Source organism: Agromyces italicus DSM 16388 (assembly GCF_000421545.1).
Lineage (GTDB): Bacteria > Actinomycetota > Actinomycetes > Actinomycetales > Microbacteriaceae > Agromyces > Agromyces italicus.
This window is the reverse complement of the sequence record NZ_ATXF01000004.1, coordinates 570,000-587,491: the sequence shown is the minus strand read 5'-3', so window position 1 is coordinate 587,491 and position 17,492 is coordinate 570,000. Positions and strand designations below refer to the sequence as shown.

General features: G+C 68.6%; 2 protein-coding genes. Both read right to left on the bottom strand.

Going from position 1 to position 17,492, the window contains the following annotated elements; all coding sequences use genetic code 11:
* Window positions 1-166 precede the first annotated feature (166 nt).
* Window positions 167-9,679, bottom strand: coding sequence for a DUF11 domain-containing protein (locus tag H516_RS17985; protein ID WP_022888262.1), 9,513 nt, complete (start codon window positions 9,677-9,679; stop codon window positions 167-169).
* 297 nt (window positions 9,680-9,976) lie between these two features.
* Window positions 9,977-17,128, bottom strand: coding sequence for a prealbumin-like fold domain-containing protein (locus H516_RS0103095; protein WP_157432122.1), 7,152 nt, complete (start codon window positions 17,126-17,128; stop codon window positions 9,977-9,979).
* Window positions 17,129-17,492 lie beyond the last annotated feature (364 nt).

Genomic DNA, 17,492 nt, shown 5'->3' with positions numbered 1-17,492 from the left:
GTATTTCCGCAAGCCGGGGGCCGGATGTCGCCGCGAGATTGCGGAAATGCACCCCCTGAGCGAGGTTGCGGTGCGCGTGCTGCGTGCGTGCGTGCAAGCGCGCACGAGCACACGAACACACGAGAGGCCGGTGCGTTCGACGCACCGGCCCTCGCTTTCGCAGCTCCTACTCGGCGTGCTGTTCACCCGGGCGGCGGCGACGGACGATCGTCACCGACACCAGCAGCGCACCGATCAACAGGAGCCCGGCAGCGCCCCAGAGGAAGGGCGCACCTGCGAAGCCGGTCGAGGCGATGCCCGGAGCCGGCGGCTTCACGACCTCGACCGTGACCGTCGAGTCATCGCACAGGACGGGCAGCTCGGGATCGATGGCCGAAGCAGGCGCCACCGCTCCCGGCTCGGCCTGGGGCTCGACGGGCGCATCGTCGGGGTCGTTCCAGCAGACCTCGCCGGTGTTCTCGACGCGGTCGACCTTCGACGCCGGGTCGAGCACGACCGAGAGCACCACGTCGGGCGCGTCGGGCACGGTGCCCCCGATCATCCCGTTGAGCACGCAGTGGAGCAGCCCGCCGTAGCCGTCGGAGTCGGCACCGGTGACCTCGCAGTCGTCCCAGCGCGGGAACGCGGGCGCCTCATCCGTCGTGATGCCGGTGACCTTGAGGTCGGCCGGGATCTCGTCGAAGAGCTCCATGTTCGCGATCGCGCCGAGGCCCGAGTTCGAAACCGACAGCGTGTACTCGAAGGCATCGCCCGGCTTCGCCTGCTCGACGCTCGCCGTCTTCACGATGTCGACGGCCGGATCGCGGACGACCTCGCACGCCGGGGTCGCCTGCGGATACACCGCGAGCACGGACTCGCTCGGGTTGACCGAGAAGGTGATCGTCATCGGGTTCACCTGGTCGGCGAACGCGTAGCTCTCGAGCTTCGAGTCCTTCACCATGTTCTCCCAGATGTCGACGATGCCGTTCTCGCCGACGACGTCGCCCTCCTGGATGAGTCGCCAACCGGGCCATCCGATCGAGATACCGTCGTCGTTCAGGACGCCGTAGGGCCAGAGAGTGCGCCCGTCGCGCTCGTCCCACGGGATCTCCATGACGATCGGCTCCGCGTCGGGGTAGACCGAGGCATCCGGCGTCCACGTGACCGTGATCGGTCCCGGTGCGACCGAGCCGGTCGTCTGCACGTTGTGGTACAGATACGGCACGTCGTTCACGCACTGCACGTAGGCGTTCGCCTGCATGGCCTTCGTCGGAACGTCCGCCGTGTCGCAGTCGTTCGTGGGATCGACGTCGAACTCCGAGACATCGACGCACGCGGTGTTCTCGATGTCCTCGGCGGGCACGAGCGGCGGCACCTCTGCGGGGTTCTCGGGCAGCTGGGGGCCGACCACGGGATCCTTCAGCGTCACGGGGATCGTGATCTCCACGATCGGTCCCGGTCCGAACGCCGCGTCGGTCGTCCAGGTCAGCTCGTTGCCGTTCTGGATGAACGTCCACGAGCCGATCGGGTCGAGCGTGATGTCGGCCGGTTCGAACTCGAGCGAATCGGGCAGCGTGTCGGTGACGACGACGCCGTCGACCGGGGTCGGACCGTTGTTCGTCACCGTGAGCACCCAGTCGAAGGTGTTGTCGTCGGTGCCGGCTTCGACCGCCTCGATTCCGTCGGGAAGGACGGCGGACTTCACGATGCCGACATCGACGACGGGGATGTCGGTGCAGCCCTCGAGCGGGGTCGTGACCGTGCCGTTCACCATCTCGGCGGTGTTGAGGAACCCGCCTCCGGTCTCGGTCGCCTCGCACGTCGCGAGATCGATCGTCTCGATCGAGGCGACGTTCGCGAGGACGGTGATCGTCCAGACGTGGGTGTCGCCCGCAGCGATCGGATGCGCCGTGGCGAGCGTCGTGGCATCCGAACCGTTCCAGCCGGCGACCGGGTCGCCATCGGGATCCGTGGCCTCGGCCGACTCGATCGTCACTCCGTCGGGGAATGCGAGCGTGTCGCTGAGGTCGTAGACCAGATCGTGGTCGCCGACGGTGTCGACGGTGATCTCATAGACGACCTCGAAGTCGCCGCCGCCGAGGTCGGTCGCGGGCTGTGCGACCTTCGCCGCGGTCGTGCGCCCGGGCTCCTCGCATGCTTCGGCGTCGGTCGGGAGCCCGGCGACGGTGAGCGTCGCGGAGTTCGCGAATCCACCCTGCTCGCCAGGCACGCAACCCGTCGAGCCGTCGCCCTCGTCTTCGCTGTCGGTGGTTGCGTCGTCCCAGACCGCGTCACCGGTCACCGCGGCCTGCACCGTCACGAAGTACTCGTGGCTGTCACCGGCGGTCAGCACGACGTCGTTCGCGAGCTCCTCGACCGGTTCGGTCGCCGGATCCTCCCACTCGCCCGAGGCCGAACCGGGGCCCTCCCACGATGCCTCGTCGATCTCGATGCCCGCGCCGAAGCCGGCGAGGGTGTCGACCAGGTCGTAGGTGACAGGCGAGACGACGCTCTCGTTCGTCACGGTGAGGGTGTAGTCGATCGTCCAGGTGCCGTCGTCCTCCTGCACGACCCCGGCGACCTCCTTCTCGAACCCGTACTCGGCGGGCTCCGCCGTGTTGACGATCGTGCAGGTCACGTCGTCACCCGGCTCGAGGTTCGCGGTGGCGCCGGTGAGCACTCCGGGCACGTCGCAGCTCCAGTCGCCGGCTTCGAACTCGTCGGCGCCCTCGAAGTCGCTCGCCAACTCGGCGAGCACGTAGTCGGTGTTCGACTCGACCGCGCCGGTCGCGGTGCCTGCGCCGGTGACGATCGCCTCTTCGCCCTCTTCGGTCGCCGAGACCGTCCAGAGGCTCGGCGGGAAGTCCGCCTCGACGGAGTCGGGGGCGACCTCCTTCACGAGAGTCAGGGTCGGTGCGATGTCGGTGTTCTCGATCTCGCACTCGACGGTGGCGCCGAGTTCGTGCACGGTCAGGGTGGCGTTGGTCGAGCCGTCGACCGCGACGAGCGTGAACGCGTCGGCGCCCTGCTCGGACTCGCAGCTCCAGGTCACGGCGACCTCGTACTCGACGCCGTTCTCCCAGATCGTCGACACCTCGTTGAGCAGGTAACCGACCTCGAGCTCGACCGGGCCGCTCGCGACACCGTCGCCCTGGAACGTGTCGGTGTCGTCACCGAGGTTCGTGCCCGAGAGCGTCCAGTCGGATGCCACGGCGTCGCCGCCGTGCGCGTTCGTCACGAGCTTCTCGAGGGTGACCGTCTGCTCGCACTCGACCTCGTTCGTCACGAGGAAGGTGTTCACCGCAGCGGCGAGGGTGTGGTCGCCGGTGCCGTTCGAATCGGCATCGACGATCCGGCAGCCCTCGGGAACGACGACGTCGCTTTCGCCCACCGCGACCTCGTCGCCGATCGCGTAGGGCCCGCTCTCGGCGCCCCACTCGACCTCGGCGCCGTCGAGCACGCCCTGCGCGGTGAAGCCGTCGGGCAGTTCGTCGCTGTCCCAGGCGATCGGGTCGCCGCCGTCGATCACCCACGCCTTGTCGACGATGACGACGACCGGAACGTCGACGCAGTCGTCGTCGGACCAGGTGCCGCCGGAGGTGACGGTCGCCTCGTTGAGGAGACCTGCGCCGCCATCACCGTCGCAGAGGAGCGCCGGCGCCTCGGCGTCGGGCGCGACCGTGAACGAGACGACGATCTCGAAGGTGTGCGTCGCGTCGCCGGCGAGCGGCTGGTCGGCGACGATCTCGTCGGTCGACGGGCTCGCACCGTTCCAGTCGGGGTTCACCGTGACCTCCGCACTGGTGACCTCTCGGTCGGTGATCGTGACGCCGCCAGCGAAGTCGGGGGTGTCGGCGAGATCGTAGATCAGCTCCTGCGTCGGGCTCTGGTTCGTCACCGTGATCGTGTAGCCGACCTCCCAGTTGTCGTCGACCTTCACGGCCTCGGTGCCGACGGCGGACTTCGTGATCTCGGGCCGGGCCGGCAGGCCGCAGCCGTCATCGGACTGCTCGACTCCGTCGCTCGAGAGCGTCGCCGTGTTGAGGAAGCCGACGTCGGGCTCCTCCCCGCTCGGGTCGCAGGTGTTCGTCGTCGGATCCGCGAACGCCGCCGCATCGACCGTCGCGGTGACCGTGACGGTGTAGCTGTGCACCTCGTCGATCCCGATCACCGTCGGGGTGCCGACGATCGTCTCGGTCGGGTTCGCCTCGGGGTCGGACCAGTCGCCGTCGACGCCCTCGCCCGACCACTCGGCCGTGAGGATGTCGACCGAGGGACCGAAGTGCAGCGTGTCCTCCAGGGTGTAGGTCGAGACGAAGTCTGCGTTGCCGGTGACCGTCACCTCGTACTCGATCGTCCAGACGCCGTCGCCACCCTGCTCGACGGTCGGGTCGTCCTTCACGATGGAGGGTCGTCCGCCTTCCTCGACGGGAGTGCAGTCATCCGAGGTGTCGACGATCTCGCCGCTCGTGAGCTCGGCTTCGTTGAAGAAGCCGACGCCCGACTGCCCGTCGACGCAGAGTCGCTGATTCTCGGGCAGACCCGAGGGAACCGTCGCGTTGAGGGTGATGCGGTACACGTGCGTCGCGCCGACGGCGATGGGCTCGTCGGCGACGACCGGGATGCTCGCCGGGACCGGCGAGACGTCGGTCGCGATCGGCCCCGCCACCGGCGAGACCTCCTCGACCGTGTACGAGTTCAGGGCCACCGGGGCCGGGAAGCCCGGAACGTCGTCGAGCGTGTAGTGGCCCGCCTTCGCTCCGGGGGTCGTGTTCGTGACCGTCAGCAGGTAGCTGACGTCCCACGTGGCATCCGGCTGCTGCGACGCGGTGGCGGCGCTCTTCACGATCTCGGGCACGCTGGGGCTGTCGCAGGCGGTGGCCGTCTCGGTGTTCCCACCGACCGTGAGCACGGCCGCGTTGTTGAAGGCGCCGTCGCTCGCGTCTTGCGGGCACGCGGTCTGTGCGGGTGTGAGCGTCGGCCCGTCGAGGGCGATGCCGCTGACGGTGATCATCCAGACGTCGGAGGCTCCGCCGGCGAGGTACGCGTCGGAGACGAGCACTCCGGCACCGGCCCATCCGGCTGCCGCCGGCGCGCCGTCACGGGTGACCGTGTAGCTCGCACCGCTGCGGTCGACGCCCGCACCGAAGTGCAGCTCATCGTCGAGCGAGTACATGCCGCCGACGGCTCCGGGGTTGTCGACGTCGATGCGGTACTGGATCGTCCAGAGTCCGTCGGAGTTCTGGCTGACCGAGCCCGGCACGACGGACTTCTGGTGCACGATGACCGGCGGTTCGATCGTGACACAGCCCGTGGCGGCACTCTCCTGGTTGCCGGAGACGACGTAGGCGGTGTTGTTCAGGCCGCCGTCGGACGGGCAACGGTAGGCACCGTCGTCGGCGCCGAGCTTCACCGTCACCGAGATCACGTAGACGTGCTGGTCGACGCCGGCCAGGGCGACGTCGTCGGCGAGCAGCGTATCGGGCGAGTGGCCGGTCCAGCTCGCCTCGGGCGTGACGCCGGCCGGAGCCGAGGTCACGGTCGCGTCGCCGATCTGCTCGGCCGAGGCCGGCAGTTCGAGTTCGTCGACGAGGTCGTACACGATGCCGGTCGTCGCCGACGGGTTCGTCACGGTGATCGTGTACGGCAGCGTCCAGGTGCCGTCGCCGTTGTCGACGGCCGTGCCGCCGAGCTTCGCGATCGACGGCTTCACCGGCAGTTCGCAGTCGGATGCCTCGAAGGAGGCCTGTCCGACGAACATCGTCGCCGTGTTGAGGAAGCCGACGGTGCCGGGCTCGGGGTCGGGTGCGGTGCACTCCACGATCGTCGAGCCGTCGAAGTCGGCTCCCGCGTCGACGGTCGCGTCGACCGTGACGCGCCACGTGTGCGACGTGCCGGCCGCCAGCTGCGGCTCGTCATCGAACGGCTGCACGGCGTCGAAGCCGACGGTCCAGTTCTCGACCGAACCGACGGGCAGGGGCAGCACGCGCTGGTAGCTCGCGCTGTTCACCGTCACCTCTGAGCCGAACTCGAGCTGGTCGGAGAGGATGTAGTCGAGCGGCTGGAAGGCGCTCGGGTTCGTCACCACGATGTCGTAGACGATCATCCACGAGCCGTCCGCGTTCGGGGTCGGCACCGCCGCCGTCTTCGTGATCGACGGGGTGAACGGCTTCAGGGTGTTGGTGACGGTGCACTCGACCTCGTCGCCCGCGCCGAGCGCCGCGACGTTCGGTCCGGGCGCACCGGCGCCGCCGTTGAGCGAGCAGAGCCAGGCGCCCGCCGCGAACTGTTCGGCGTTCGGCAGCTCGGTCGTCTCGGCGAGGGTGAACGCCACGCCCGCGGGCACGTCGACGGCGCCGGTGGTGCCGTCGCCGCTCGCGACCACGGTGTCGTCGTCGTCACGGGTGGCGCTGAGCGTCCACTCGGAGGCCGGCGCGACGTCGTCGGTCACGATCTTGGTGAGCTTCAGGGTCGGGGCGATCGGGTCGTTGTACACGACGCAGGTGCCGTGGCCGAGCGCGGGGAGCGTGATCTGGTCGGTCTCGACGAACTGGCCGTTCGGTGTCGTGCGGCACATGATCGACGACAGCTCCCAGCCGTCGGGGCCGCCCGTCTCGGAGATCGTGTAGCCCTTCCCGGGGCGGAGGTACACGGTCTCGCCCGTGCTCGCCGTCTCGGGGTCGAGGCCGTCGATCGCGGGTGCGTTCGGCGTCGCGACGAGGGTCCAGTCGGCCGGGTCCGCGTCGATGTCGAGATCGTTCTCGACGTTCTTGATGAGGGTGAGTGACGCGGTCTGGTTCACCGCGGTGCAGCGCACGTGGAAGCCGAGGGGGACGGTCACACCGCCGTTGATGCCGTCGGCGAAGCCGGGGATCACATTTCCCTCGTCATCGGTCTGCACGCAGTTCCAGCTGCCTTCCGACGGCGGCACCGGGATGCCTCCGGGCAGGATGGTCTGCACGTAGCGCGGGTCGCCCTTCTCGGTGAGCGGGTAACGGACGGTCGGCGTCACGGGCGCGCTCACTCCGCTCGTGCCGTTCGGGCCGGCGAGTGCGCCGCCCGGTGCCACGGCGTCGAGCGTCCACGCGCTCGCCAGTGCGTCGCCGTTCGCCACGCTCTTGACGAGCGTGAGCTCTGCGGTGCAGTCGATGACGTTCGTGATGGTGTAGCTGTTGCTGCCGGGTTCGAGCGTGGGCGAATACGGCAGCTCGGCGTCGACGGGGTCGCCGTTCGCGAGTGTGACCGTGCTGCTCTCGACCGTGCAGAGGTCGCGGTTGCCGACTCCGGTCGTCTCGGAGATCTCGACCTGCTCGCCCGAGGTGAAGCCCGTCTGCACGACACCGAAGGGCGCGTTCTCACCGTCGAGCTTCAGCTGGGCGGTGAGTCCCGCGGGCTGGTTGCCGTTGGTGAACGTCTGTCCGTTCACGATCCAGGTCTTGTCGACGCGGATGTCGGCCTTGGGCTCGGGCGGACGGTTCCAGACCGTACAGGTGACGGCGACCGTCGGATCGACGTCGATCGTGAAGCCCGCGGCGCCGTCGTTCGTGACCGTCACCGCGTCGCCCGACTCGACCTCGGTGCAGACGGCGTTCTTGCCGCCCGTCGTCACGAGCGAGTACCCGGTCTGCTGCGTCTCGGTGACGGTCACCGACCCGGTGGTCGACGCGTTGTCGAACTCGAGCGGGAAGTTCACCGCTCCGGTCCCGCCCTGCGTGAGGCCCGACTGCGTCGCCGGGGTGATGCCGGGGTCGTTCGAGTCGGCGGTGAACTCCCAGCCGGCGGTGGGCGTGGCCCCGGTCTTGTCTTCGCCGGTCGTGCCCTCGTCGACGACCTGCTTGACCACGGAGACGGATCCCACGCAGTCACCGAGGGCGAGCTCGCGGAGCGCATCGCCCGCTGCGGCGTAGTCCTCGGTCTGGTAGTAGTCGGAGTCGACGTCGGGACCCGAGATCGAGATGAGGTTGTCGGGCGCACCGTCGATGCCCGCGCCGACGCCGACCGCGACCATGCGGATGCCGAGCGCCTTCACCGCGTTCGCCGAGAACACGCCGTTCTCCACTTCGCGGAAGCGGGTGCGGTTGCCCGGGCCCTCGTCATTCGAGTAGACCGTTGGGTTGCCGTCGGTGAGGATCACCGCGAGGTCGTAGTCGATGCCGCTCGCCGCGACCTGGCTGATGCCGCGGTCCCAGTTCGTGGCCTCCACCGGAGTGTCGAAGTCGTCGATGTGCTCCTTGACGACATCGGCCCCCGCCTGAGTCGAGACCGGCGTCATCGGCAGATTGCCCCCGGCGGTCGCCGGCGCCACGTTGTTGAAGGTGTAGATGCCGATCTGCGAGGGCGTGCCGGTGAGCGCACTGACGAAGCCCTTCGCCGCATTCTTCAGCTGGGTCTCGTACGGTGCCACCGAACCCGAGAGGTCGATGATGAGCGCGACGTCGATGCCGCACTGCTGCGGCGCGTCGGGGTTGATCCGCGAGTTCTGCCAGATGCCGCCCGAAGCCTGGTTGTTGTCGTTGCCCGAGGCGATCATGAAGTCGGTCGTCGAGCCGGCGTCGTCGCCGCTGCCGATCTCGGAAGTGCGGAAGCGGTAGGCCTGCGAGGCGGGGCTGGTGCCGATCGCGAGCGTGTCGTTCGAGAACCATCCGGCCGGCACGTCGTTCGGGGCCGCACGCTGCGCGACCCAGTAGCGGCTGCCGTCGGGCGTCGGGATCGTGAAGGTGCAGACGCCGCTCGCGTTCGAGACGCAGATCGACCACGGCTGGCCGATGAGGGCGCCGGGGGTGCCGCCGTCGTCGGCGCGCAGCTCGAGCTGCACCCCGGCGAGACCCGAGACGCTCGCGATGCCGGTGCGGTCGCCGCCCACCTGGACGGTGATCGTGGCGGGCTCGACGAGGGTCTGCGTGAAGGTGCAGTCGGCGCTCTCGCCGCTGTCGTTGTTGAAGGTGACGGTTCGGTTCGCCTCGTTCCACGAGGGGTCGCCTCCGCTGGAGTCATTCACGTCGCAGTCGAACGACGTCGCGTAGCCCGGAATCGCTCCGTCGGCGTACAGGGTGTAGGTCGAATTGCGCGGGACGTCGCGTTCCTGGTTGTCCGCGAAGTTGTAGTTGTCGTTGTTCGACGAACGGATCGCGTGCAGCGTCCAGTCGGAAGTGGTCGCCGAGCCGCCGACGACGTTGATGCGCATCGTGAGTTCGGAACAGTTGTTCGTACAGTCCGCAGTGTCGGCCGGGAACGCCGCCATCGGCGTGATCGCCGCCGGGGCCTTCTGCGTCGCCGGCGGGTCGGTGCCTGTCTCTGCGGGCGGCTCCTCGCTCGACGGTCCTTCGGTCGGCGCCTCGACGGCCGGTGCTTCGCTCGCGACCGGGGGCTCGCTCGTGACCGGCGTCTCGGCGGGCGGCTGGTCGCTCGGGGCCGGCTCGTCGCTCGGCGTCGGCGCCTCGCTCGAGGCCGGTTCGCCGGAGGCGGTCTTCGCCGCCTCGTCTCCGGTCGTGCTCTCCGCCGACGCGGCGGATGGAGCATCCACGCCGTCGCCCGCGGCCGCGAAGGCCATCGTGGGCAGCCCGATCGCGAGCATCGCGCCGGCGGTGATCGCGGCGATCGTCGCGCGGAGCGAGCGGCTTCGGCGCGCTTCGCGGCGACGTCGATCACGACGCCCATCGGGCTTGCTGTCGGAGCGGAACGGGTCGAACAAGCTGTCCATGGTGGCCGAGCCTTCGTGATCGGGTGGAGCACACGGGTGCACAGATCGCGCAGTTGCGCCGAGTCAACCAGAGGTTTCGGGGTACACGACAGGGTCACGGTGGCACCAAAACGGGGGGCAAAGCGCCACGCGATACGCGGTTGACCGGGTGTTTCTCAGAAATGTCACCCGAAAGCGGGGTACCCGACGCTCATGCGACTTCCCCTATTCGGGGGACACGACATGACATGACGAACGGGGGCCGGACCTCGAGGTCCGACCCCCGTACGGGAATGACGTCAGTGCGCGCTCACCGACTCACACGGCGTGCTCGCCCTGTCGGCGACGACGGATCACGATGCCGGCCGCGACCAGCAGTCCGCCGAGGAGCACGAGACCGACGGCCCCCCAGATGAACGGCCCACCGTCGAAGCCGGTGACGGCCACGGGCTGCGGAATCCGCACGGTCACCGTCGAGTCGTCGCAGACGACCTCGGGATCCTCTGAGGTGTCGGCGGCGTTCTGCCAGCACACCTCGCCCGTGTTCTCGACGCTCGTCGCCGTCGTGCCGGGGTCGACGTGCACGTCGAGCACGATGGGCGGAGCTTCGGGGTAATCCGGTCCGAGCACTCCGAGCAGCTCGCAGTGCAGCAGTCCGCCGTACCCGTCGGCGTCCTCACCGGTCACCTCGCACGCCTCCCAGCGGGGGAACGCGGGCGAAGCTGCCGTCGTGATGTCGTCGACCCGGAGGTGCGACGGGATCTCGTCGAAGACCTCGACCATGTCGGCTGATCCGATGCCGGTCGCCGTGACCTCGAGCGTGTAGTCGAAGTTCGTGCCCGGCTTCGCCTCCTCGACGCTCGCCGTCTTCACGATGTCGACGGCGGGCTCACGGTCGAGTTCGCAGGCGGGCAGCGCCTGCGGGTAGACCGCGAGCACCGACTGCGACGGGTTCACCGAGAACGTGATCGTCGCCGGGTTCTCCATGTCGCGCCACGGGTAGGTCGGCACCGTCTCGTCGAGGATCAGGGTGCCGAACCTGGTGCCCGGCGTGGGCGGGTTCGTCAAGTCCTCCTCGGTGATCGGACGCCAGCCGGGGAACTCGAACGGCACGCCGTTCTCGTCGACCGCGGCGCCCGGCCAGAGCAGCCGGCCTTCGCGATCCTCCCACGGGATGGTCTGCACCTTGGTCAGCGTGCCGTCGGCGCTCGTCCAGGTGACGGTGATGTCACCGGGCTCGACGTTCTCGCTGGCCGCGACGTCGAAGTACAGCCACGGGACATCCGCGATGCAGCGCACGTACGCGGCCGGGTCGATCGCCTTGCGGGGAACCTCGACCTCGTCGCAGTTGTTCGCCTCGATGAGGTCGCCGAGCACGCCCTCACCAGAGGTGATCGCGACGCAGGCCTCGTTCGGCACGTCACCGAGTTCGATCTCGGGGGTCGGGGGCACCGGGTCGTCGGGGCCGACGATGTCGGTCTCGACGGGCTCGGGCTCGGGCAGCCGCACCGGGATCGTGATGGTGGTCACATCCCCCGGCTCGAACGGACCGACGCCATGGGCGGCGAAGTCGTTGTCGCCGACCGTCGGCTGCTCGGTCCAGGTGCCCGCGCCCTCGAAGGTCGCCGCGCCGGTGACCTCGAGCTCGGGGTCGACCAGGTCGGTCACGTCGAGCTCCTCGACGTCGATGCTCGAGTGGTTCGTGACCGTCAGCACGTAGCTGAACTCGTCGCCGCCCTCGATCGCGTCGTCGGGCAGCCCGCTGAGGTCGTAGTCCTTCTCGATGCCGACGTCGACCAGCTCGCCCCGGTTGGTGAGGTCGCAGCTCGTGAGCTCGCCGATCTTGACGAGCGCCGTGTCATCCCCCTCGCCCTCGTTGTCGCAGATCCAGCCCTGGGACTCGAAGTAGTCGAGCAACGGGTGCGTGGATGCCTCCTCGGTCGGCGCCTCGGAGAGACCGTAGTCGCCCGTGGGAACGGTGAACACGGAGCCGAGGTGCCCGAGTACGGCCACACTCTCGACGGCGCCGTCGGCGGTGAGCAGCCAGTCCATCGGTGCGAGGTGCTCGAAGGTCTCGGGGTCGAGCCCGAGATCCTCGGGCGTGATGCCCTCGAACGCCGAGAGATCGACGTGCTTCTCGAGCGTGAGCCGGCCGACCGGGATCGTGTCGCAATCCTCGACCTCGGTCACGATCGTGCCGTTGTCGAGCACGGCCGCGTTGAAGAAGCCTCGGCCGCTGGTGGTCGCCTCGCACGTGACGTGGTCGATCTCGGTGATCTCGTCGACATCGGCCACCACCACGATCGTGTACGTGTGGACCGCCGACTTCAGGATCGCGGCGTCGTCGGCGAGCGTCGTCTCCGTGTCGCCGTTCCAACCCGAGGTGTCGAAGCCCGCGTCGTTCGTCGCCTCGGCCGAGACGATCTCCACGCCAGCGGGGAACCCGAGGTCGTCTTCGAGGTCGTAGTACTGATCCTGCGTGTCGCTCTCGTTGGTGACGACGACCTCGTACGTGACCGTCCAGTCGCCGTCATCGCCGCGCACCGGGATGCCGATGAGTTCCTTCGTCACGGTCGTGCGGCCCGGCTCGTCGCAGTCGGTCGCCGGCTGCGGTTCGCCGTCGCCGACGATCAGGAAGGCCGTGTTGCGGAAGCCGCCCAGCGTGGTCTCGCCCTCCTGGCACTGATCCTGCGAGGTCTCGTAGACTTCGGCGCCCGCGGTCGCGTTGATCGTGATCACGTAGGTATCGGTGTCGGATGCCGGCACCGACGCGTCATCGGCGAGCACGTAGTTCGAGGCGTTCGGATCCCAGTCGGCCGCTTCGTCGCTCGGCCCCTCGGCCGAGGCCTCGTTGATCACGATGCCGACCCCGAAGTACGGCTGGTCGTCGAGGTCGTAGACGAGCGGGGCGACCGGGCTCTGGTTCGTCACCTTCACCTCGTAGACGAGGTCCCAGGTGCCGTCGGTCGCCTGCGTGATCGAGGTGAGCTCCTTCGTGATGACGCCGGTGGGCGGCACCACGTCGTTGGTCACGTCGCAGCTGAGCGTGGCGCCCGGCGTCGCGACGAACTGGTTGCCGACGGTCTGCGGGTCGGAATCGGTGCACGTCACCGTGCCGCCCGACCAGCCCGGCGGGAGCGCGCCCTCGGTCACGGTGTAGACCGTGCCGATCTCGAGGTTCGTCCACGTGACGCTGTCGGTCACGTTGCCGACGCCCGAGACGGTCTGCTGGCCCAGCGGGTCGGTGACCGGCTCGACGCCGTCGGCCGGCGAGATCGTGAGCGGGAACGACCAGGCGAACCCGTCGGGAACCCCGGTCACGTGCTTGGTCACGGTGACCTCGCCGGGCACCGCCTCGTTCGTGATCGTGCAGCTGATCGACAGGCCGGGCGTCACCTCGAACTGGAAGCCGGCGAGCGCGTCGTCCGCGTCCTCGAGGCTTCCGCCGTTGCAGACGAAGTCGCCCTCGTTCCAGCCACCCTCGTCGCCCTCGGTGAGGGTGTAGGTCTCGCCGACCACGAGGTCGGTCCAGCTCACGCTCGAGTCGTCTTCGGTGACGTGCTGCGTTGCCGGCTGTGCGCCGACTGCGGGAGAGATCGCGATCTCGAAGTCGAAGGGGTAGCCCTGCGGCACTCCCTCGACGATCTTCCGGATCGTGACGTCGCCGGTATCGGGCGTGTTGACGTAGGTGCACGTGACCACTTCGCCCGCCGCGAGCTCGATCGTCGCGAGCGGGCCCACGACCGTGACCCCCTCGGAGCCGCTGCACTGGAGGCTCTGCAGCGTCCAGTTCGCCTCGCCGAGCTCCTCGACCGTGTAGCTGCCCGGTTCGATGAGGCCCGACTCCCACGGGGTCGCGTCTCCGGTGAGCGCGAACGGCGTCGTGGTGCCCCCGTCGCCGTATTCGAAGTCGAACGACTGGTCGCTGTCGAAGGTCACGTTCTTGTCGACGATGATCTTGCCGAGCTCGGTGTTCGAGTAGGTGCACGTGATCGTCTCACCTGGGTCGAGGTCGATCAGCCCTTTGAGCGGGTTCTGCGCGTCGACCGATGATCCGTCGTCGGCTCCGCCCGTCCTGGTCTCGACGCAGCCGATCAGCTCACCCACGTGGGCGCTGGTCAGCAACTCCGTGACGCTGTAGCTCCCGGCCACGACGTTTCCGTACGTGTTCGTGCCGGTGCCGTTCTCGGTTTCGATGCCGAACGAGCCGATCGAAGGATTGCCCGCCCACGGCCAGTTCCCCGTGAACTGGAAGGTCCCGTCGGCACCGTCGATGTTCTTGACGATGATGATCGTTCCCTTGGCCGTGTTGGTGATGTCGCATTCGAACACGTCGCCGGGCAGCACGGTGAAGCCCGACTCGTCGACGGCCTCCGCGGTGTCGTCACCGGCGTGGGTGACCTCGCAGACGAGGTCGCCCGTGACCCAACCCGCACCCGGATCCGCTTCGGCCAGCGAGTAGGTGGTGCCCGGAACGAGGTCGGTGAACGTCGTGTCACCGACGCCGCCGCCGGCGGGCGTCGTGATGATCTGCTCGACCGGATCGCCGGCCGGGTCGAGCGGGGTGAGCACGAAGGTGAAGCTGCCCGCCGCGCCGACCGAGGTCTTGGTGACCTTCGCGCTCGCGGGCTCGGCCTCGTTCTCGACCGAGCACTCGAGCGAGAACCCGGGCGTCACGACGAACTGATCGCCGGGCTGCTGGTCATTCGAGTCGGGACCGCACTCCACGACGCCGCCGGTCCAACCGGCGGGCAAGGTCTCGGTGACGGTGTATTCCTCACCGACGACGAGGTTCGTCCAGGTGACGGTATCGGTGGTGTTGCCGACGCCCGAGACGGTCTGCGTCGCACTCGGCAGCACTCCGTCGGCCGGGTCGATCGTCAGATCGAACTCCCAGGCCGTGTCGTCCGCGACGCCGCTGACCGTCTTCTCGACCGTCACCTCGCCGGGCTCGGCCTCGTTCGTCACCTCGCACTCGAGCGAGAGGCCCGGGGTGACGGTGAACTGGAAGCCCGGGTCATCCGATTCGTCTGCGATGCCGGTGCAGGTGATGGCACCCTCATCCCAGCCCTCGAGGCCGCCCTCGGTCAGGGTGTACTGGGTGCCGACGTCGAGGTTCGTCCACTCGACGATCGGGTCGTCGTCGGTCGCGTCGATCGTGCCCTGCTGCCCTGCGGGCACCGGGCTGATCGAGATCGGGAACGACCAGTCGAAGCCGTCGGGTACTCCGTCGACCTTCTTCTCGACGGTCACCTCGCCCTTCGTGGCCGTGTTGAGCACGGTGCACTCGACGGTCTCACCCGGCGAGAGCGTGATGCCGATCGGCGAGTCGGTCGTGGGCGTCTCGCCCGAGCAGGTCATGCTCGTGACATCCCAGCCGTCCTCGGCGAGTTCGGCGAGGGTGTACGCGCCCGGCTTGACGTTGTCGAACGCCTTCGACTGGCCGTCCTTGAGCACGAAGCCGCTCTGCCCCGTGAGGGTGAAGTCGAACTCCTGCGCGGAGCCGTCGGGGTTCGTCTGCTTCGTGACGATGATGTTGCCGCGCTGCGTGTTCGTGTAGGTGCAGGTGACGAGCTCACCCGGCTGCACGGTGATCGTCACCTTGCCGTCGACGAGTGAGGTGACCGAATCACCCGTGACGTCCTCGACGCATGAGAGGCCCGTGAGGTCGTAGAACGGGGCCGGGGTCGACTCGGTCACGGTGTAGGCGCCGGGAGTGACGCTGTCGAAGAGCTTCGTCGCGGTGCCGCCGACCGTGGTCAGGTCGAAGTTCGAGAGGTCGGCGCCGGTCGTCGTGAACGCGAAGGTGCCGTTGGCGCCGGCGACGTTCTTGATGATCTTGATCTGGCCGTCCTGCCGGTTCGTGAAGGTGCAGTCGACGACCATCCCGGCGACGGTGAGCACCGAGGCGGTCGCGGTCGCGACATCCGTCTGCGCATTGCCGGGCGGGGCGCACGAGACGCCCGTCAGGTTCCACTCGGGCGTGCCCGGCTCGGCGATCTCCGTGATGTCGACGACCGTGCCAGGGGTGTACCAGAACACCTGCGAGCTCTGCCCGCCGGGAACCTGCACGTCGCCCTGCTGCCCGCTGACGGTGAAGTCGAACGTCGCGGGGTCGCCCTGGGCGACCTTCGTGATCTTCACACCCGAGCTCTCGTTCGTGATCGTGCAGGTGGTGGTCGCGCCGACGTAGAGGTTGAACGTCCCGTCGGTCGTCGTCTCGGTTTCACCCGAGGTCGGGTTGTCGACGGTGCAGGAGTAACCCTTCAGCGCCCACGGTGCCGGCGGCGCCGACTCGGCGATCTGGTAGTCGTCGCCGGCGAACACGTTCTTCCACTCGTGAACGTCTGCGATGCCGATGTCGGCGCCGAGCCCGTTCGGCCCGGCGACGGTGTCGGTCGGGCCGACCAGGGTGCCGTCGTGAACCGGGCCGCCACCCGTCCGCGTCACCGAGTAGTCGAACGTCGCGTCGGGTGCGCCGTCGGTGCCGAGCTTCTTCACGACGAGGTTTCCGCAGTTCGAGAGAGTGATCGGGTCGTTGGCGATGAGACGGTCCTGCAGGGTCGCGGTGTCGCTGTTGCCGGTACGCGTGATGAAGCCCGACACGAGGAAGGTCTCGCATGTGCCGTCGGACGGCAGGAGTCCGGACGCGGTCAGGTCGATCGCCATCTCACCGAAGGTGTCGTTCTCGCCCGCGACCGAGCCGGTCTCGGTGTTCGGACCGACGGCGGCCTGGAAGACGATCGGGTTGCCGATCGGCTCCCAACTGTTGCCGACCCACGAGAGCACCCGCACGACGGTGTTCGGGTTGCCGGAGGGGTCGTAGTTGAACTCGATGAGGTAGTCGTCGTCGCGGGTGGAGCCATCGGGACCTTCGAAGACCGAGTACGAGGTCATGTCGCCGTTGCCCGAGTATCGGGTCCAGTAGTGGTAGAAGATGATGTGGTCGTCGCCGTCGACGTTCACGACCTCGTACGCGGATCCGCCCGAACATGCGTCGCCCTTCGCGTTCGCCGCCCCGTCGATGAGGTCGTCCCACGGATCGTCGTTGATCTTGGCGCCGCCCGGGAAGACACTCAGAACCTCGTCGTCCACTCCACAGGTGCCGCCGAGGGCCGCACCGCTGTCTGCCGCGTGCTCGGCGTCGATGACGCCCGACGACGAATCACCGGAAGCGGTCGTGTACGGGTCGAGCGGCGTGTTGCCGAAGAGATCGTTCCAGTCGACGGCACCGTCGCTCTCCATGTCGCCGTCGATCTCGAAGCTCGTCGAGATCGGGCCCAGGTCGGCCGCCGCCGCCGACGTCGCCGGCGCGACCGCCATGAACACGGCACCGCCGGTCGCGAGCAGGCCGGTGATCGCCAGGGCGCTGATGAGACGCTGTCTCGCTCGCCTCGCCTGCAGCCTGAGTGACCGGATGCCGGTCGCCGGGTCGGTGGAACGGTTGCGGAGAGATCGCGTGGCGTTCATCATCAGCCTTCGGGTTTCGGAAGCGGGTGGCTTCCGGCTGTGTTCCGGCCCGGGCGACCGAGCCTCGGGAGTCGCGGGCACGCCCCCCGTTTCGCCCGCCGAGGCGGGCATGCGAACGCGCAGGTGCGGGTTCGCGCTCATCCTCGCACCGGGATTCCACAGCGAACAGGGGTCCACTGGCACCAAAACGGGGGGATCCTCACTTTTGGGGTACAGATCCTTCACCGTTGCGTCCGAAACGGGGGACAACTCCGATGCGTTCGGATGATTCGGCACCGGACGGGGCCGAATGCGACGGATGTCCCCCGGTGGGCGATCAGACGGATGCCCCGCCGAGATCGCTCCCGACGAGGCATCCGATCAT

Bases quoted from the DNA above. Each gene is read 5' to 3' on its own strand.
- H516_RS0103095 (WP_157432122.1), bottom strand. From the start codon at position 17,128: ATGAACGCCACGCGATCTCTCCGCAACCGTTCCACCGACCCGGCGACC.
- H516_RS17985 (WP_022888262.1), bottom strand. From the start codon at position 9,679: ATGGACAGCTTGTTCGACCCGTTCCGCTCCGACAGCAAGCCCGATGGG.